Raw genomic sequence first — 18,264 nt, 5'->3', positions numbered from 1 at the left:
ATTGATGGTTGCAAATAGCACAAATCATCAAAATAATTCCTCTTATTGGATTTGACTCTGGAGTTTACTCCAACGTGTAGAGTTAATCTTAATGATTAAGATTAACTCTATTTAAGAGGTCGCCTATGTTATCCACGTCCAAAAAACATAAGCAATCACAGCACAATTCTCTATCTTTGCAAAAAGATGGACATCAGGCTATCGCCAATAATGTAAGTGAACATTCACATCAACATCACGATCACAGCCACGAACATTTGCATCATTCTCCCACGCCAAACCATAACTCTTCTTGTTGTTCTACTGGCACAGCACACTCCCATGAACATAATGGTGCACACTGTTCACACGATCATGCACATACTATGCAGGATAACGTTCTCACCGAATTAACCGCGAGACAACGTTTTAATTGGACTATCCAAGGCATGGATTGCCCAAGTTGTGCAGGAAAGATCGAAAATGCTGTCAAAAAACTGCCAGAAGCCAGACAGGTCAAGGTTCTGTTTACAACCGAGAAATTGGTAGTCGATGCTGATATTGATATCCGTGCTGCCGTTGAACAAGCAGTAAAACAGGCCGGCTTTGCCATCAAAGAGGCAAGTTCGGCATCTAAATTGCCTCCGGCAGTCAGTCACTGGAAGACTTTCTCCCCTATTTTGATTCTAGCCGCCTTGATGTTCGTCAGTTGGGGAATAGCAAAAGCGAATGCCCCCGCAGGGCAGATTGCTTTCATCATCACTACACTCATTGGGTTATATCCGGTAGCGACCAAGGCCATCAAACTGATCCGTTCTGGCACACCTTTCGCCATTGAAACGTTGATGAGTGTTGCAGCCATCGGTGCCTTGTTTATTGATGCTACCGCAGAAGCGGCAATGGTTATTCTCCTGTTCAAGTTGGGGGAAATAATGGAATCCTATGCCGCCGGACGCGCACGTCGCGGCGTCAGTGCCTTGATGGCATTAGTTCCTGAACAAGCCCTACTTATTAAGGATGGAAAAAAGAAAACCGTGCCAGCGGCGGATCTGCGTCCAGGGGATATCATCGAAATCGCCCCCGGTGCACGCTTACCTACCGATGCCGAACTGCTCAGCCCCTTTGCCAGTTTCGATGAAAGTGCCCTAACCGGTGAATCGGTTCCGGTTGAACGGCAGCAAGGAGAAAAAGTCGCCGCGGGTTGCCTTTCTGTTGATAGTGCCGTACAGATGAAAGTGATCTCTGAACCGGGTCACAACGCCATTGACCGCATTCTACAACTGATTGAAGAAGCGGAAGAGCGCCGCGCACCGATTGAACGCTTTATCGACCGTTTCAGTCGTATCTATACTCCGCTGATTATCTTGTTCTCAGCATTGGTGGTAATGATCCCACCCCTGTTTTTTGCTGGCTCATGGGAAACCTGGATCTACCGTGGCCTGACTCTGCTGTTAATTGGTTGCCCTTGCGCATTAGTCATCTCGACGCCCGCCGCCATTACTTCCGCGCTGGCCGCAGCAACCCGTCGTGGTTCCCTCATCAAAGGTGGAGCAGCCTTGGAACAACTTGGTTCAGTGCGCACCATTGCACTGGATAAAACCGGAACCTTGACCGAAGGCAAACCCCAGGTTACTGAAATTGAACCGGTGGAAAACGTCAGTACAGAAACCTTACTGGCACTGGCGGGTGCTGTAGAGAGTGGCTCCCATCACCCACTGGCAAAAGCTATCCTGAATGCCGCAGAAAACAGCGGTGTGACAATTGTTGAAGCAGAACAGCGCAAGGCGCTGGCTGGTATAGGAGTTGAAGGGCAATTATCGGGGCAAAAAATTCTCGTCGCAGCCCCTGGAAGATTGCCGGAAAATACTTTGTCCGAACAATGGAAAAAGAGAGTCACTGAGCTGGAAGACAATGGAAAAACAGCCGTTGCTGTCATACAAAATGGGCAACTTATGGGGCTGATAGCAATGCAAGATACCTTGCGTCAGGATGCCATAGAGACTATCCGTATTCTGAAAAAACAAGGTGTCGATGCAGTCATGCTGACTGGAGATAATCCCCGTGCCGCGGCAGCTATTGCGAATCGACTGGGCATTGATTATCGCGCCGGGTTGTTGCCTGAAGATAAAGTGAAAGCGGTCATTGAGTTGAACCAAAAACACCGCACCATGATGGTTGGTGATGGTATCAACGATGCGCCAGCCATGAAAGCGGCCACGATAGGTGTTGCTATGGGCAGCGGTACTGATGTTGCACTGGAAACAGCTGACGCCGCCCTGACGCATAACCGGCTGACGGGTTTACCTGAAATTATCGCCTTGTCCCGAACAACCCATTATAACATCCGTCAAAATATCACCATTGCGTTAGGATTAAAGGCGATATTTCTTATCACGAGTCTATTGGGTATTACCGGACTATGGATGGCCGTTCTGGCCGATTCAGGAGCCACGGCTTTGGTAACAGCCAACGCAGTTCGGCTACTTAGGAGCAAACCACAGAAATAATACACGGAATATTCAACCTACATTGCCACAAGCAGATGGATGGAAACGTGGCAAAGGTAAATAACAAACTGAAAAGGTGCATATTAATACTATTATTATGCACCTTTTCAAAATCATAATTAATTACAAAAGGTTGCTATTAAAGGAAAAAGAAAATATGGCATCCAGCGAGGTGATAGATAAGTAACCAAATGCCATGTTTAAATCCTAGCACGGCTCCTTTTTTTCGCCAGTTAATTATATAGTCCTTTCTCAATTAAACAGAATTTTCGCTTTTTCTGAGCAGGTATCGATACGGAGTTTGCTCTGTCTCTTGGGCGATCAACGCATGATCCATAAAGCGACAGAACCCCGGAATATCGCGGGTTGTTGCCGGATCATCCGCAATGACCAACAACGTCTGACCGACAGTCATATGGCGGACAGCTTTGCGCACCATCATTACTGGCTCCGGGCAACGTAATCCCAACGTATCAAGTGTTTTGTCAGGGTTGGCAAAAACATCGGACATAACAATCTCTGTAGGTTCAAACAATCTATGGCAATGGATTATATTACAAAATATCGTCAACTGCCGTACTTTACTTTTATTGCATAACACACGTATGATCCCACCGCCTGATCGTCAGGTAAATGGATTTATTGGGTTCCCTCACCCCAGCCACCAAAAAGGTACAATATGCTGCAATTAACTACGCAACAGCGGGCTACGGCCTTGATCTGGCTGTCGCTTTTTCACATTTTGATCATTACTTCCAGTAACTATCTGGTGCAATTACCCATCTCAATTTTGGGTTTTCATACCACTTGGGGAGCATTTACATTTCCCTTTATCTTTTTGGCAACTGATCTGACCGTGCGTATTTATGGTGCGCCATTGGCGCGCCGGATCATTATTTCCGTTATGCTGCCGGCATTGCTGATCTCTTATCTGATTTCGGCTCTGTTTTTCCAGGGGATCTGGCAAGGATTCGAGACGTTGGGAACCTTTAATGTGTTTGTCGCTCGCATTGCCGCCGCTAGCTTTATGGCCTATGTGCTCGGCCAGATATTAGATGTTGGTGTTTTCAATCGTCTTCGCCAAAAAAGCCGCTGGTGGATAGCGCCGGCTGCCGCCATGTTTTTCGGCAATATGCTTGATACACTGGCCTTTTTCTTTATCGCGTTTTACCGCAGCACGGATGCATTTATGGCAACCCACTGGGTAGAAATTGCGTTAGTGGATTATGCTTTCAAGCTGTTTATCTGCATGCTGTTCTTCCTGCCTGCTTATGGCATTCTGTTGAACTTAATCCTGAAATACTTTTTCGCCCAAACAGAAGAAAAAATCCTGGCCAAAGCCAACTAAAAACATCCTCCCTGAGTCAATCAGGGGGGAACAAACGTTCCGCCAGCGTTTCCCCTCACATCACTCATTTCCTGCTTTTGCTCATAACTTCTCTGCATATTTTGCCGTATAGTGTGGAGGGGCAATGCGTAACTTGCCCTACGCCAGTATTGTGACACTCTATGCCTAGTTTCCGGTAAAGAAGGAATATTTCTTATGCTGAAAGTGATCCAGTCTCCATCCAAATATATCCAAGGGCCAGGTGCGTTATCTCACATTGGTCGATATACCAAAATACTTGCTGACCATGTTTTCGTAATTGCTGATAATTTCGTGATGAGCCTTATTGGGGATACCGTCAGCCAGAGTCTCGAAGAACACGAAGTGACTAGCCATTTCGAACTTTTCAATGGTGAGTGCAGCCGCAATGAGATCTATCGCTTGTCTGCCATTTTGTTGAAACAACAATGTCAGGCTGTTATCGGGATCGGGGGAGGAAAGACGATTGATACTGCCAAGGCGGTTGCATACGAAGCCAAAATACCCGTCATTATTTCTCCTACCCTTGCTTCAACCGATGCACCGACCAGTGCCCTTTCCGTTCTTTATACTGAACTCGGTGAATTCGACAGCTACCTGTTCTATCCACAAAATCCAAACATCGTGCTAATGGATACCAATATCATTGCTAAGGCACCGGTTCGCCTGCTTGTCGCAGGTATGGGAGATGCACTCGCCACCTATTTTGAGGCACGAGCCAGCAGTACAGCCCACAAACCAACCATGGCTGGCGGTGCAACATCCACCACAGGTTTGGCATTGGCAAAACTGTGTTATGAAACCTTGCTGGCGGAAGGTTATAAAGCAAAACTGGCGGTAGAAGCCGGTGTCAGTACACCAGCCGTTGAAAATATTGTGGAAGCAAATACCTACTTGAGTGGCATTGGTTTTGAAAGTGCAGGATTAGCAGCAGCTCACGCCATCCACAATGGCTTTACCGTGCTGGAAGAGTGTCATCATCTCTATCATGGCGAAAAAGTTGCGTTTGGAACTCTGACACAATTGATCTTAGAAAATAGCCCAAGTGAAGAATTGGAAACTGTGCTCGATTTCTGTGTACAGGTCGGGTTACCCGTCACACTGGAGCAATTGGGCTTACGTGATAATGAGAAACTGCATGAAAAAATCATGCAAGTCGCTATCGCAAGTTGTGCCGAAGGTGAAACCATTCACAATATGCCATTTGTTGTGACACCAGAACACGTTTACGCCGCAATTTTGGCCGCAGACCAAGTGGGTAAAGATTGGTTGTATTAAGTGATTGCGAAATTAATTCGATTGCTCTTAGAGCGGGAATTCCCGCCCTAAGAGTTTGACCAAAATAGATTCAAATATGATGAATAATATAACGTGTGCTACGACCCCCAGCCTCAGTTTTTTCCAAACAACCGAGTTCTGTTAGATGATTTAAATGTCGGGTCGCAGTTGCACGACTCACTTTAGCCACTTTTTGATATTGGCTGCTATTAATACCTTGTTGAAAATCAGCATCTAACATTCTGTTCAATACTTTTATTTGTTCCTGATTGAGCTGGCTTTGATCAACACGACGCCAGAATCGAGTCTTTTTCACTAGGTCATCAATTTGCTTCAATTTAGCAATAAGGGTGCTATTGAGTGTTTGCAGAAACCACACCATCCAATCGGTAATATCCAGATCACCACGCTGAGTCTGTTCCAGTATTTCGTAATATTGCTTACGGCGTTCACAAATACTTACTGACATGGCATAAAATCGAATCGAACGGCTTTCACCTTGCGCCAATACTAAATCAGTCAAAAAACGGGTAATGCGCCCATTACCATCTTCCATTGGATGCAACGTGACAAACCATAAATGTACGATTGCTGCCCGCAAAATCGGATCAAGATAGAGTTCATGACGAGATTGATTAAACCAGGTAATAAACTGTGTCATTTCTCCCTGCAATTTTTCGGCAGGTGGCGCTTCAAAATGAACAATAGGATTATCTATTCTACCAGAGATGACTTGCATCCCCCGTGCCGCAGTTGACCACCTTTAATGGGACTAAACAAAGTATAATCCGCGGGAAACATCAATTCGTGCCATTTCAAAAGGCGATTTAGCGTCAGAGATTCGTTATATCTCACCACCACATCAAAGGCAATTTCTGCCATACCATCGGTCTGCTCACTGGTTGGATAGGGCTTAGCTTCACTGATCCCGAATCGATTTGCCAATGAAGAGCGTACTGATGCTGCATTCAACTTTTCACCTTCTATTTCACAGGAATAGAGGATACTGGCAAGAAGATTATCCAGTGTTGCTTGCTCTGTACTTTCAACGTCAGATTTTCCTAATAGCACCCCCTGATTAAAGTGAATTTCCCGCAAAATAGGATTCAGTACATGCTCATCCCATTGGAAATTAGGCCAATTTTTTTGTTCCCAGATCCACATTGAATTCCACCTTATGACGCCAATAGTCTAATCATTCTACTCATAGAATGAGGCAAATAACAACGCTATTCGCCTCACAAAATGAGGCGAATAGCATAATTAATTGACTCACTGACCGAAACTTACTGGCGAAATAAAACGGGCATGAACCCGAAGGAACATGCCCATAACTTGGTTAACAATGTCTATCTTGTTGGCTCCTGCCAAATTTTAGTAATATAACTCAAACATTCTTCTTTCGTCCCTGTTCTGCCTATGACCATCCATCCCTGCGGGATCTCATACTCAATAGGCCAGACTGAATAATGCTGTTTACCATTGGTAACGATCATCCAATTCATGATTTCTTTTCTGATTAATCGTTCCATGATACAGCCTCCATATTGCAACTTTTTGAAAGCGCTGCCGGTAAGAATCCAATACCAATCAGATAGCGTAATATTTGGTGGACATATCCGGTCACCCCCGTCAGTAATACTGTAGCAAGCGCTCGAATTCGGGAAAAATCACGACTCCCCGAAGGAACGTTCTTAAAGCACGGTTCAAGTTCTGCTGTCATATGACTGATATTACGATGAAATTCAGCTTCAACAACGGAAGATTTTTTTTGCCCAGTAGTAAATGCTGTGTGTAATATTGCCTTGTGTGTGTCAGTATTCATAATGATGCTCTCATTCTGAACCCCATTGGTTTCATCATTTTTCATGATGAGTAGGGGCATTAATGCTGGTAGTCGTTATCTTCCAATTTTTGTCCACATTCAGTATTTTCAAATACCTTATGTTGACGCTAACTGGATTAAAAAAATAAATTGAAAAAATTTATTGCGAATTTAATAAATATATTAATTAGTATTAATTTGTAATCTTTTATTAATTAAACAATCAACTTATATAAAAACCATGATTATTTGGAAGACAGGAGGTATTACGCCTATACAACCTGCAACCAAAACCAATCAACCAACTGATATTATTGAAATTTATATCGTAAAACAGTTATCCAACTCTGCATGAAAACTGCTGTCAGCAGCATGAATAACTATTTGTAGTAATATCTATTATTTTGACTTTTAATTTCAAACATTTTATTTATAACCACGTTATAAAAAACGCAAAGCATGTAAATAAAAACAAATCACATATACAAATGAGAATGTTATTTAAATAACACCATCAGGAAAACAGCACCACTTGTTAAAAAAAGCAGACAGAAAACGCCAACAGTTATTTATTAAATAATTTTTATAATAGAAACGTTTGTGTGAATTATATTTATCTGACTTTTCAATGGTTACTACATCAGCCAAATTCCCCTAATAATAATGAGCTTTTATTTGGTCGAGAATATATACAAACTTTAAACGGGCAAAAATAAAAAATAGCCCAAAAGCCGTTTATTGTGACTGCTATCACACTAATATAAATAATTTGTATTCAAAAAAAGCGCTAAATCACTCAAAATTATCGACTTTTCGAAATTATATCTATATGTTAGCGATACCTCACAGTCAGATAAGGTTGTTTTCAGCTAATATTAGCTTCGATATAGAAAATAAATAGTTAAAATTTTTCGTTTAACGCCATCATTGCTTGATGGTGGTGATTCGCTCATACAAAAGTCATGTGGAGACAAAAAATATGTTAAGTATTTTCAAGCCGGCGCCTCATAAGGCTCGGGTGCCTGCGCAGGAAATAGATCCACTCTATCGTCGCTTGCGCTGGCAAATTTTTATGGGGATCTTCTTCGGATATGCAGCTTACTATCTGGTAAGAAAAAACTTTGCTCTCGCCATACCTTCCTTGATCGAACAAGGCTTTTCTAAGGGAGATCTTGGTTTTGCATTATCAGGGATTTCAATTGCATACGGCTTCTCAAAATTCATCATGGGTTCCGTTTCCGACCGCTCGAATCCACGTGTTTTCTTGCCCGCGGGTTTGATACTGGCAGCGGTAGTGATGCTGATTATGGGCTTTGTACCATGGGCGACCTCCAGCATTGCTATCATGTTTTCTCTGCTGTTCCTTTGCGGCTGGTTCCAGGGTATGGGGTGGCCTCCTTGCGGGCGTACCATGGTTCACTGGTGGTCACAGAAAGAGCGTGGTGGAATTGTTTCTGTCTGGAACTGTGCACATAACGTTGGCGGCGGCGTGCCACCATTACTGTTCATGTTGGGAATGGCCTGGTTCAATGACTGGAAAGCCGCGTTCTACATGCCAGCCTTTGCGGCTATCATCGTGGCACTCATTGTTTTCGCTTTAATGCGCGATACACCACAATCTTGTGGCTTACCCTCTATTGAAGAGTATAAAAACGATTATCCACCTGACTATACGGAAAAAAACGAAAAAGAACTGACAGCAAAAGAAATTTTCATGCAGTACGTTTTACCGAATAAATTGCTATGGATGATTGCAGTTGCCAACGTATTCGTATACTTACTGCGCTACGGTATTCTTGACTGGTCACCAACTTACTTGAAGGAAGTGAAAGACTTTACCATGGATAAGTCTTCCTGGGCTTACTTCCTGTATGAATACGCAGGTATTCCGGGTACGCTGCTGTGTGGCTGGATGTCGGACAAAGTATTTAAAGGCAACCGTGGTGCCACGGGCGTATTCTTCATGATCCTTGTCACCATCGCCACTATCGTATTCTGGCTAAACCCAGAAGGTAATCCTGATATCGATATGATCTGTATGCTGGTTATCGGCTTCCTGATTTACGGTCCGGTGATGCTAATCGGCCTACATGCCCTGGAATTAGCACCGAAAAAAGCAGCAGGCACAGCCGCAGGCTTTACCGGTTTGTTTGGCTACCTGGGCGGTTCGGTTGCGGCCAGTATCATCGTCGGCTATACCGTTGACTACTTCGGTTGGGACGGCGGCTTTATGGTCATGATCGGCGGTTGTATCCTCTCGGTTATTCTGCTGCTGCTTGTTATGTTGAGTGAAAATAAGCATAAGCAGGAAATTGCCCGTCAAGGTCAGTAATATCATTGCAATACGCTGATTAATAACCACATCAATCGCAGTACAACGCTCTTGTACTGCGATTTCATGGGTTATCATGTTATACAGCGTTAAATATATTGCTTACTTTTACTTATGGATATCTTCTTTATATCCATACGGTATTAACAGTCTTTTGATTTAACACTTTCAAGATGCTCTATTTTAATCGGAACTCTATATTTTACATGCTCTATTCTCATATTATATAAGCCAATGCTTTTCTATACGCATTAAACTTCAAGTTGTAATTTACAACACGATATGAAATCACACGCATCTTGAAGTGAGATGGGTATATTACATCTTTCATTGGTAATAAAAAAACCATCTTATATGGTGATTTTGTTAATTTAATGACAGCCAAAATAAAACGGGATATAAACAGAACATGGAGAAAATTTTTTATGTCATAAAACTGTGACATACCGCTGATAAAAATAATATTCAGGATTGTGTTATGTCATTATTTTCTATAAAAATCGACTCGAATGATCACCCTATTTTTCTGGCGACTGACGAAAAATCAGTAAGACAGTAAGTAACCTAATTTTTTGTTTAAGACTTTTATTAGAATAAATGGAGAATCTCAATGCAGACCCCGATTAAGGCTATTATGGCTGGTATTCTGTTAGCATCATCCATGTCAGGTATTGCACATGCAGCAGATAAGATTGTTATCGCCCATCGTGGCGCTAGCGGTTATTTACCTGAACACACATTACCCGCCAAAGCAATGGCCTATGCACAAGGCGCAGATTATCTTGAGCAAGATCTGGTTATGACCAAAGATGACCAGCTCATTGTATTGCACGATCACTATCTTGATCGCGTAACAGATGTCGCAGAACGTTTCCCAAACCGCGCCCGTGCTGACGGTCGCTATTATGCGATAGACTTTACCCTGCCAGAAATTAAATCACTGAAATTTACGGAAGGTTTTGATATCAAAGATGGCAAGAAAGTCCAAAGCTATCCCGGACGTTTCCCGATGGGTAAGTCTGATTTTCACATTCATACCTTCCAGGAAGAACTGGAGTTTATTCAAGGCCTGAATAAATCCACGGGTAAAGATATTGGCATCTACCCTGAAATCAAGGCGCCGTGGTTCCATCGCCAGGAAGGCAAAGATATCACCCGCAAAGTGCTGGAAGTCCTGAAACAATATGGTTACACCAAAAAGAGCGATAAAGTTTATCTGCAATGTTTTGATGCCAATGAACTCAAACGCATCAAAAATGAACTGGAGCCGAAATTGGGGATGGATCTGAAACTGATTCAGCTTATCGCTTACACTGACTGGAACGAAACCTACGAACAAAAGTCAGATGGTACATGGCAGAATTATAGTTATGACTGGATGTTTAAACCTGGCGCGATGAAAGAAGTCGCAAAATATGCTGATGGAATTGGTCCTGATTACCATATGCTTATCGCCAGTGACTCTACGCCAAAGCACATTAAATTAACTGGCATGGTAAAAGAAGCTCACGCCAGCCATCTGGCGGTACACCCGTATACCATCCGTATCGATCAATTGCCAAAATATGCCACCAGCGGCAACCAATTGTTTGATATCGTTTTCGACAAAGCCAATGTCGATGGGGCATTCACAGATTTCCCTGATTTGGCAGTGAAGTTCCTGAGAAAACACCACGAGCATAAATAATCAGTGCAAATAATGTAGAAAAACCAAGGGGTAGTCTAGGACTGCCCCTTGGCTGATGGCATAAATGATTTTGCTACGAGATCCCCACAGGAAAAGCGATAACTTCACTAATCCGTTCAGCACCCAATGCCAGCATAATCAAACGATCAACCCCTAATGCTACACCTGCACATTCAGGCATTCCGTGAGCAAGGGCAGCAAGCAGGTATTCATCAATTGGCTGAATCGGCAAGCCCATTTCTTCACGCTTACGGTTATCCTGTTCAAAACGAAGACGTTGTTCATTGCTATCGGTTAGTTCGCGAAAACCATTCGCCAACTCCATACCTTTAAAATAGACCTCAAAACGCTCCGCAACACGGTGATCTTCCTTGCTAATTTCTGCCAATGCCGCTTGAGAGGCTGGGAAGTGATAGATAAACGTCGGTTTTTCAATGCCGATCTGAGTTTCTACCCCCATGACAAAAAGTAACTGCAATAAGGTATCCCGATCTTCTTCCTGATCAGCGATATTGCTGAGATCAAGCTTAGCCGCAACTTCACGCAATTTTTCTTTGCTTGCGGTAAGGGGATCAATATCCAGATATCGCATAAAGGCCTGTTGGTAAGACAGCGATTCAGCGCTTTCACAATCCAGGATCTGCTGTAACAGATCATCTACTTCGTTCATCAAGCGATACATGTCGTAGTGCGGACGATACCACTCCAGCATAGTGAACTCTGGATTATGATGACGACCCGCTTCCTCATTGCGGAAACTTCTTCCCATCTGATAAATGGAACCACTGCCAGCTGCCAGCAGGCGCTTCATATGGTATTCAGGACTAGTCATCAGGTATAGAGTCAAGCCATCTGCCGCTCCCGGTCCAACGAACTGTGTCTGGAAAGGGACCAGATGAACGTCGGTGACAGTCGCCTGACTCATGGCAGGTGTTTCAACTTCCAACACCCCACGATCTGCGAAAAAGCGCCGTATTTCTGCTAAAATCTCTGCCCTTTTCAATAAATTGGCGATAGGGGCACTTGGCTGCCAATTCGCGTTTTCGTTCATATTTCTATGACTCCAAAATAAAACAAAACGCGCAGTTTACCTTCATCAAGCCTACCAGACAATTCATTGTCCTCAATTTCTTTATATACCAATCTAACTTCAATATGCATGTGATTTCTCCCCGCGAAGCGGGGAGAAATCAAGCTTCATATCGTGTTGTAAATTGCGACTTTAAGTTTAATGCGTATATTCTTATTCTTTATACACTTAATTTTTTAATTTTAAGAGCTATTCACTCTATTTGTTATCCATTTATTTATAAATAAAAAAATTTAATTAAATTTATTTTTGTTCTATTAATATCTAAATTAAATCCGCATTCTAATATAGACCAATCGCCTTTCAAGATACGCCTTATATCTCCCCACTACGCGAGGAGATATAATAATCACATTGACTTGCAAGCTGAAAATTGAAGTTGATTTGGTATAAGCCGTTAATAAAAAAGACGGTAATGGTATAAATTTATAATAACAACCTGTTTGTTATCCAAATTAATCTTATGGTTACTTTTATATAAATCCTCTTGATGTAGTTAGGCATTTATTAACTGCAACATTTGGATCAGTAAAAATATGCGTTAGATCACGTTTTACCGGCAAAATCCAGCAAAACCCACATTCATATCAAATTTACCCCCGACACTCTTCGCTATAATTAAACCATAAAAAAATAGTAGATTGACTCTCACTTGAACAATGGAGAAGAGCAGTGCAAACCTTCAATGTCGACCTCGCGATTATCGGAGCCGGTGGTGCAGGGCTACGAGCCGCCATCGCTGCTGCTGAAACCCATCCCCAACTCAAAATCGCCTTGCTCTCAAAAGTTTATCCTATGCGTAGCCATACTGTGGCCGCAGAAGGTGGATCCGCCGCTGTCACTCAGGCGCACGATTCCTATGATTTTCACTTCAATGACACGGTATCCGGTGGTGACTGGCTATGTGAGCAAGATGTGGTTGAGTATTTCGTCAAGCATTGCCCGACAGAAATGATCCAACTGGAACAATGGGGCTGCCCGTGGAGTCGCAAGGATGATGGCTCTGTAAACGTACGTCGTTTCGGAGGCATGAAAATTGAGCGCACATGGTTTGCTGCCGATAAGACAGGTTTTCATATGCTCCATACACTGTTCCAGACTTCGCTCAAATATCCACAAATCCAGCGCTTTGATGAACATTTTGTCCTCGATATTTTGGTGGATGAAGGGCAGGCACGCGGATTGGTTGCGCTGAATATGGTGGAAGGGACGAAAGTTCAGCTCCGCGCTAATGCAGTCATTATGGCAACTGGCGGTGCCGGGCGTGTATACCGTTATAACACGAATGGGGGCATTGTGACGGGTGATGGTATGGGAATTGCGTTCCGTCACGGTATCCCATTACGCGATATGGAATTTGTGCAATATCACCCAACCGGCCTGCCTGGCTCCGGTATTTTGATGACCGAAGGCTGCCGTGGTGAAGGCGGGATTCTGGTGAACAAGGAGGGTTATCGTTATCTACAGGATTATGGTCTGGGGCCAGAAACGCCTCTTGGACACCCTGAAAACAAATATATGGAATTAGGCCCGCGTGACAAAGTGTCTCAGGCGTTCTGGCATGAATGGCAGGCAGGCCGCACTATCGCAACACCGCGTGGCGATGTAGTGCATCTGGATCTGCGTCATTTAGGTGAGAAAAAGCTGCTCGAACGCCTGCCTTTTATCTGTGAACTGGCAAAAGCCTATGTCGGCGTTGATCCGGTCAAAGAACCAATCCCTGTTCGTCCAACGGCACATTACACGATGGGCGGAATCGAAACCAATCAACAGTGTGAAACTCGCATCAAGGGATTGTTCGCTATTGGTGAATGCTCTTCTGTTGGTTTGCATGGTGCAAACCGCCTCGGCTCTAACTCGCTGGCTGAATTAGTTGTCTTTGGCCGCCTGGCCGGTGAAGAAGCAGTCAAACATATCCAGGAAGTGAAACCCGCCAATAATAGCGTATTGGATGCTCAATCTCGTGATGTTGAAGATAAACTCAATCAATTGCTGAACCAGAAGGGTGGTGAAAACTGGGCGAAAATCCGCGATGAACTGGGAACCTCCATGGAAGAAGGCTGCGGAATTTATCGTACACCAGAACTCATGCAGAAAACCATTGATAAAATTGCCGAATTGAAAGAGCGGTTCAAACATATCGGAATTAGCGACCGTTCCAGTGTATTCAATACCGATCTGCTTTACACCATTGAATTAGGATTTGGTTTGGACGTTGCTGAATGTATGGCGCATTCTGCCATGAATCGCAAAGAGTCCCGCGGCGCCCACCAGCGTCTTGATGAAGGCTGTACCGAACGTGATGATACGAATTTCCTGAAACATACACTGGCGTTCTATAACCCAGAGGGTGCCCCACGTCTGGAATACAGTGATGTGAAGATCACCAAATCTCAACCTGCGAAACGCGTCTATGGGGGGGAGGCGGCAGCACAAGAGAAAAAACAGAAGGAGCAAGCGAATGGCTGAGATGAACAATTTGAAAATGGAAGTCATGCGCTATAACCCGGAAATTGACAATGAACCCCATTTCGTCACTTATGAAGTGCCTTATGATGAACAAACTTCACTACTGGATGCATTGGGTTATATCAAGGACAATCTGGCGCCTGACCTCTCCTACCGCTGGTCCTGCCGCATGGCAATCTGTGGCTCCTGCGGCATGATGGTAAACCGTGTGCCAAAACTGGCCTGTAAAACATTCCTGCGCGATTATGCTCAAGGAATGAAAGTCGAAGCACTAGGTAATTTCCCCATTGAGCGGGATCTGGTTGTGGATATGACTCACTTTATTGAGAGCCTGGAAGCTATCAAGCCTTATATCATTGGCAATGATCGCAAACCCGCCGATGGCCCAAATGTGCAAACACCTGCCCAGATGGCAAAATATCATCAATTTTCTGGTTGTATCAATTGCGGCCTGTGCTACGCCGCCTGTCCTCAATTTGGCCTGAATCCTGAATTCATTGGGCCTGCCGCAGTCACTCTGGCACATCGCTATAACCTTGATAGCCGCGATCACGGCAAGAAAGAACGTATGCCGCAAATCAACAGCGATAATGGCGTCTGGTCTTGCACTTTTGTCGGTTACTGCTCTGAAGTGTGCCCGAAACATGTTGATCCAGCCGGTGCGATCCAACAGAGCAAAGCAGAAAGCGCCAAAGATTTTCTTATCTCCATGCTGAAACCACAATAAGGGAGGAGAGAGTAATGACAACAAAACGTAAGCCTTATGTGCGTGGTATGGAAGCTAACTGGTGGCGTAAACTCGGTTTTTATCGCTTTTATATGTTGCGTGAAGGAACGTCCATCCCCACCATTTGGTTCAGTGTCCTGGTACTTTACGGCTTGTTTTCCCTGAAAGGTGGCCCTGAAAGCTGGTCGGGATTTGTCTCTTTTCTGCAAAATCCACTGGTATTGCTGATTAATATCATTACCCTGCTGGCTACTTTGCTGCATACCAAAACCTGGTTTGAGCTGGCGCCCAAGGCTCTCAATATTATCGTTAACAATGAGAAAATGCCGCCAGAGCCGATTATCAAGCTGCTATGGACAATCACGATTATTGCTACTGTCGTGATCCTCGGCGTAGCCCTGTTTTTCTAATCCCAAGGAGGAGCTGATGAATCAAGTACCTAAACGTTCCGATGAACCGATTTTCTGGGGGCTATTTGGTGCCGGCGGTATGTGGAGCGCGATTGTTGGACCAGCAATCATTCTGCTGCTGGGTATTTTGCTGCCACTGGGATTGGCGCCAGAAGCGCTTTCTTATGAACGTATCCTGACCTTTTGCCAAAGTTTTATTGGCCGCATCTTTTTACTGTTGATGATTAGCTTGCCTTTATGGTGCGGTTTGCACCGCCTGCATCATGGTATGCACGATCTGCAAATCCCTATTCCTGCCAGTAAGTGGGTATTTTATGGTGCAGCCGCGATTTTGACTGTGATCGCCCTGATTGGGATTTTTACGCTGTAATTGTGAATTGAAAATAATGTCAGAAAAAAGTCTGCGGTTTATCCGCAGACTTGTTACGAAAGGTATTTTTGATACTTTTAAGGTCTGTTCATTAGAACTTATAAGAAATTGTCGCTTTATATGTGCGGCCTTTTTCTTCTTGTCCTCGTGTAGTATTCAAATAGTAAGAGTGTTCGTTGTAACGCTTGTCGAAGATATTATCGATACCAAACAAGAGTTCGGTATTTTTAAATACCCCTAATTTTGGTGCCCAAGAGATATACATATTACTTACGCCATATCCTGGTTTATTGACATCGACAATAATGTCTTCTTTGTTCTCATTTTTTTCTTTACCCTTTGAATTTTTTGACATCACAAAGCGGGTATTCCAGCCGAGTTCAATGTCAGTTTTTTCAAATAGATAACTACCACCCACAGTGATAGAGTCACCGATTGATGGCTCAAACTCTAATCCTTTGGTAAACGCTTTATTAATCAGCTCATTACCTTGAATAATCTTGTTGTCGACTTTAGCATAAGTAGCTTTTAAGGACAGATTACCCAGTTTATAGCCTGTCGCTAATTCAAACCCTTCTAATCTGGATTTTGGGATATTGTGTAATTCCCTCTTAGCTAAAGTTGTAGACAGGTTTTTTAAATTCGTTTGGAATACCTTACCTGAAACCATCAATGTGTCATTTTCAGCAAAAACGTCAGGATAAGAACCTACCAATCCAGTTTCTAAGTTGTAACCGGTTGTGGCCTTTAAGTTATCATTATGGCCAGTTCGTCCCAAACCAATTTCTTTGCCCAATGGACCCCTAAAGAGTTCGGTATAATTGGCAAATAATGTTGTAGATGCCCCAAGCTCGTATTTCACCCCGAGTGCTTTTGAGACGTGGGAATAGGTTCTATCAAATAATTCATTCTGTTTATTAATCGTATGATATTTATAGTGATCCCATCTGATACCCGGTATGATATGGAAATTAGCAAATTGAATATCATCCTCTAAATAAATGGAGGATGCATTTCCTCTTTCTGTTTCTTTTTTGTATGCATTTTCTGTTACATCAGTGTATGCCATTCTGGTATCAAAATATTCATACCCATAGATTAAAGCATGAGCTAACTTCTGAGTATCAAAACTAGAAGTATTACGAACCTTAATACCTTGGGTTTCAACAATACTATCAAATCCTTTCCCATTTCCGGTGATTTCTCTCATATGGGTAAAGGCCTGTTCAGTGTGATAGGCAGATATTTTTAAATCAATGAGATCATTATCGACTGGGGTATATCTATAAGTGATATTATGGGTTTTACGGTCAATAGCATACTTCCCTTTTTTCCCTTCATTAATATCATCACCAAAATTCAACCTAAAGTTAGTATCAGCATCATTCTTATAATGTTCCGTTGATACATTAATATATTGCTCATCTGTCAGATTGAATTTTGCTTTTAATAAATAATTAATCAGTTTCCCGTCCGTCGGAATTGAATCTCGCCCATAACTATCTCTACCAGATTCAGCATCATGCATATTGCGATGGGTAAAGTAACCTAATAAATCAACAGCACCCAATCGACCATAGGTCGCTAAGGATTGTTGGAATTCAGAACCATTGCTTGAGTAGTTTAATTTTCCTTTGGCACCAAACAATTGCCCTGGCTCTAACAGATCACCCGCATCAACAGTTTCAAATTTTAATGCACCACCAATAGCACCGGTATCGTAGGTAATACTGTTACTACCAACTTTGATATCAACTTGCTTCAACATTTCAGGATCAATGCCATAATTTCCTGCGTGGTGGAAGTGATATCCTTCTTGCCTTGCACCATCAATCGTCACGTTGATGAATTGATCATCCATGCCACGAATTTTAAAACGTTGTCCTATCGCGCTAGGGTGACCGGCTTGTACACCCGGTACATTCTTTAAAATTTCACCAACACTTTGTGCTTGTTTAACTCTGATTTCATTACGGCTGACTTTTCTATCTTCTGGTGTATCTTGGGCATTGTTATCTGCAATAACAACCAGTATATCGCTAGTTTTAGTCGATTTTTTAGTCGCCTCTTCAACATTTGCAAATGCGTTGGTAGAGATAGCCACTGTCAGCATAGATGCAGACATCAAAGGAACACACAAGCCATTTTTAGCCAGGCTAGCGTAAATTTTGGTAATTTTGGACATTTATTTTCAAGTGGTAATACTATTGAGAAGGGTTATTAT

General features: G+C 43.2%; 14 protein-coding genes and 1 pseudogene. 9 read left to right on the top strand and 6 right to left on the bottom strand.

Annotation, left to right across the window (positions count from 1 at the left end):
- Positions 1 to 125: 125 nt before the first annotated feature.
- Positions 126 to 2,486 (top strand): zinc/cadmium/mercury/lead-transporting ATPase, encoded by a 2,361-nt coding sequence (locus WDV74_RS01550; RefSeq protein WP_338884183.1) that lies wholly within the window; start codon positions 126 to 128, stop codon positions 2,484 to 2,486.
- Between the two features lie 256 nt (positions 2,487 to 2,742).
- On the opposite strand, the gene tusA is transcribed toward WDV74_RS01550, so the two are convergent.
- Positions 2,743 to 2,997, bottom strand: coding sequence for a sulfurtransferase TusA (gene tusA / locus WDV74_RS01545; RefSeq protein WP_338884182.1), 255 nt, complete (start codon positions 2,995 to 2,997; stop codon positions 2,743 to 2,745).
- Between the two features lie 168 nt (positions 2,998 to 3,165).
- On the opposite strand from tusA, the gene WDV74_RS01540 reads away from it, so the two are divergent.
- A complete protein-coding gene (locus WDV74_RS01540; RefSeq protein WP_338884181.1) occupies positions 3,166 to 3,834 on the top strand; it encodes a 7-cyano-7-deazaguanine/7-aminomethyl-7-deazaguanine transporter in 669 nt (222 codons plus the stop codon).
- Between the two features lie 195 nt (positions 3,835 to 4,029).
- On the top strand, positions 4,030 to 5,130 hold the full coding sequence (locus WDV74_RS01535; protein ID WP_338884180.1) for a glycerol dehydrogenase: 1,101 nt from the start codon (positions 4,030 to 4,032) through the stop codon (positions 5,128 to 5,130).
- A gap of 70 nt (positions 5,131 to 5,200) precedes the next feature.
- Here the strand turns inward: WDV74_RS01535 and WDV74_RS01530 are convergent.
- The 3 genes and pseudogenes from WDV74_RS01530 to WDV74_RS01520 all read right to left on the bottom strand — a co-directional run bounded on the left by WDV74_RS01530 (position 5,201) and on the right by WDV74_RS01520 (position 6,955).
- Positions 5,201 to 6,294 (bottom strand): annotated as a pseudogene (locus WDV74_RS01530) (Fic family protein).
- Between the two features lie 185 nt (positions 6,295 to 6,479).
- Positions 6,480 to 6,662 (bottom strand): MbtH family NRPS accessory protein, encoded by a 183-nt coding sequence (locus WDV74_RS01525; RefSeq protein ID WP_273571095.1) that lies wholly within the window; start codon positions 6,660 to 6,662, stop codon positions 6,480 to 6,482.
- Positions 6,650 to 6,955, bottom strand: a complete 306-nt coding sequence (locus WDV74_RS01520; RefSeq protein WP_338884179.1) for a hypothetical protein — start codon at positions 6,953 to 6,955, stop codon at positions 6,650 to 6,652. Before WDV74_RS01520 ends, WDV74_RS01525 begins: the two co-directional genes overlap by 13 nt.
- Positions 6,956 to 7,934: 979 nt before the next feature.
- Here WDV74_RS01520 and glpT point away from each other — a divergent pair.
- Both glpT and glpQ read left to right on the top strand, forming a co-directional pair.
- Positions 7,935 to 9,287, top strand: coding sequence for a glycerol-3-phosphate transporter (glpT, locus tag WDV74_RS01515; protein ID WP_338884178.1), 1,353 nt, complete (start codon positions 7,935 to 7,937; stop codon positions 9,285 to 9,287).
- A gap of 610 nt (positions 9,288 to 9,897) precedes the next feature.
- Positions 9,898 to 10,974, top strand: a complete 1,077-nt coding sequence (gene glpQ, locus WDV74_RS01510) for a glycerophosphodiester phosphodiesterase (protein ID WP_338884177.1) — start codon at positions 9,898 to 9,900, stop codon at positions 10,972 to 10,974.
- 73 nt (positions 10,975 to 11,047) lie between these two features.
- Here glpQ and epmA read toward each other — a convergent pair whose 3' ends face one another.
- Positions 11,048 to 12,025, bottom strand: coding sequence for an elongation factor P--(R)-beta-lysine ligase (epmA, locus tag WDV74_RS01505; RefSeq protein WP_189759582.1), 978 nt, complete (start codon positions 12,023 to 12,025; stop codon positions 11,048 to 11,050).
- 711 nt (positions 12,026 to 12,736) lie between these two features.
- Here epmA and frdA point away from each other — a divergent pair.
- The 4 genes from frdA to frdD are packed head-to-tail and all read left to right on the top strand — an operon-like array spanning position 12,737 to position 16,040.
- On the top strand, positions 12,737 to 14,533 hold the full coding sequence (gene frdA, locus WDV74_RS01500; protein WP_338884176.1) for a fumarate reductase (quinol) flavoprotein subunit: 1,797 nt from the start codon (positions 12,737 to 12,739) through the stop codon (positions 14,531 to 14,533).
- Complete coding sequence (locus tag WDV74_RS01495; protein WP_338884175.1) at positions 14,526 to 15,260, top strand: succinate dehydrogenase/fumarate reductase iron-sulfur subunit; 735 nt, start codon at positions 14,526 to 14,528, stop codon at positions 15,258 to 15,260. Before frdA ends, WDV74_RS01495 begins: the two co-directional genes overlap by 8 nt.
- 14 nt (positions 15,261 to 15,274) lie before the next feature.
- Positions 15,275 to 15,670, top strand: coding sequence for a fumarate reductase subunit FrdC (frdC, locus tag WDV74_RS01490; RefSeq protein WP_338884174.1), 396 nt, complete (start codon positions 15,275 to 15,277; stop codon positions 15,668 to 15,670).
- A gap of 13 nt (positions 15,671 to 15,683) precedes the next feature.
- Positions 15,684 to 16,040: a fumarate reductase subunit FrdD gene (gene frdD / locus WDV74_RS01485; protein WP_273571106.1), complete on the top strand. Its 357-nt coding sequence runs from the start codon at positions 15,684 to 15,686 to the stop codon at positions 16,038 to 16,040.
- Positions 16,041 to 16,131: 91 nt separating this feature from the next.
- On the opposite strand, the gene WDV74_RS01480 is transcribed toward frdD, so the two are convergent.
- A complete protein-coding gene (locus tag WDV74_RS01480; protein WP_338884173.1) occupies positions 16,132 to 18,225 on the bottom strand; it encodes a TonB-dependent receptor in 2,094 nt (697 codons plus the stop codon).
- Positions 18,226 to 18,264 lie beyond the last annotated feature (39 nt).

The sequence above is a fragment of the Xenorhabdus sp. TH1 genome (assembly GCF_037260955.1).
Lineage (GTDB): Bacteria > Pseudomonadota > Gammaproteobacteria > Enterobacterales > Enterobacteriaceae > Xenorhabdus > Xenorhabdus griffiniae.
This window is presented reverse-complemented; position numbering and strand designations above follow the sequence as displayed.

What these genes read in the sequence shown, in the direction of transcription:
- tusA (WP_338884182.1), bottom strand. Translation starts at nt 2,997, where the DNA reads ATGTCCGATGTTTTTGCCAACCCTGACAAAACACTTGATACGTTGGGA.
- WDV74_RS01535 (WP_338884180.1), top strand. Translation starts at nt 4,030, where the DNA reads ATGCTGAAAGTGATCCAGTCTCCATCCAAATATATCCAAGGGCCAGGT.
- epmA (WP_189759582.1), bottom strand. Translation starts at nt 12,025, where the DNA reads ATGAACGAAAACGCGAATTGGCAGCCAAGTGCCCCTATCGCCAATTTA.
- glpT (WP_338884178.1), top strand. Translation starts at nt 7,935, where the DNA reads ATGTTAAGTATTTTCAAGCCGGCGCCTCATAAGGCTCGGGTGCCTGCG.
- WDV74_RS01550 (WP_338884183.1), top strand. Translation starts at nt 126, where the DNA reads ATGTTATCCACGTCCAAAAAACATAAGCAATCACAGCACAATTCTCTA.
- WDV74_RS01520 (WP_338884179.1), bottom strand. Translation starts at nt 6,955, where the DNA reads ATGAATACTGACACACACAAGGCAATATTACACACAGCATTTACTACT.
- WDV74_RS01540 (WP_338884181.1), top strand. Translation starts at nt 3,166, where the DNA reads ATGCTGCAATTAACTACGCAACAGCGGGCTACGGCCTTGATCTGGCTG.
- frdC (WP_338884174.1), top strand. Translation starts at nt 15,275, where the DNA reads ATGACAACAAAACGTAAGCCTTATGTGCGTGGTATGGAAGCTAACTGG.
- WDV74_RS01480 (WP_338884173.1), bottom strand. Translation starts at nt 18,225, where the DNA reads ATGTCCAAAATTACCAAAATTTACGCTAGCCTGGCTAAAAATGGCTTG.
- WDV74_RS01525 (WP_273571095.1), bottom strand. Translation starts at nt 6,662, where the DNA reads ATGGAACGATTAATCAGAAAAGAAATCATGAATTGGATGATCGTTACC.
- WDV74_RS01495 (WP_338884175.1), top strand. Translation starts at nt 14,526, where the DNA reads ATGGCTGAGATGAACAATTTGAAAATGGAAGTCATGCGCTATAACCCG.
- glpQ (WP_338884177.1), top strand. Translation starts at nt 9,898, where the DNA reads ATGCAGACCCCGATTAAGGCTATTATGGCTGGTATTCTGTTAGCATCA.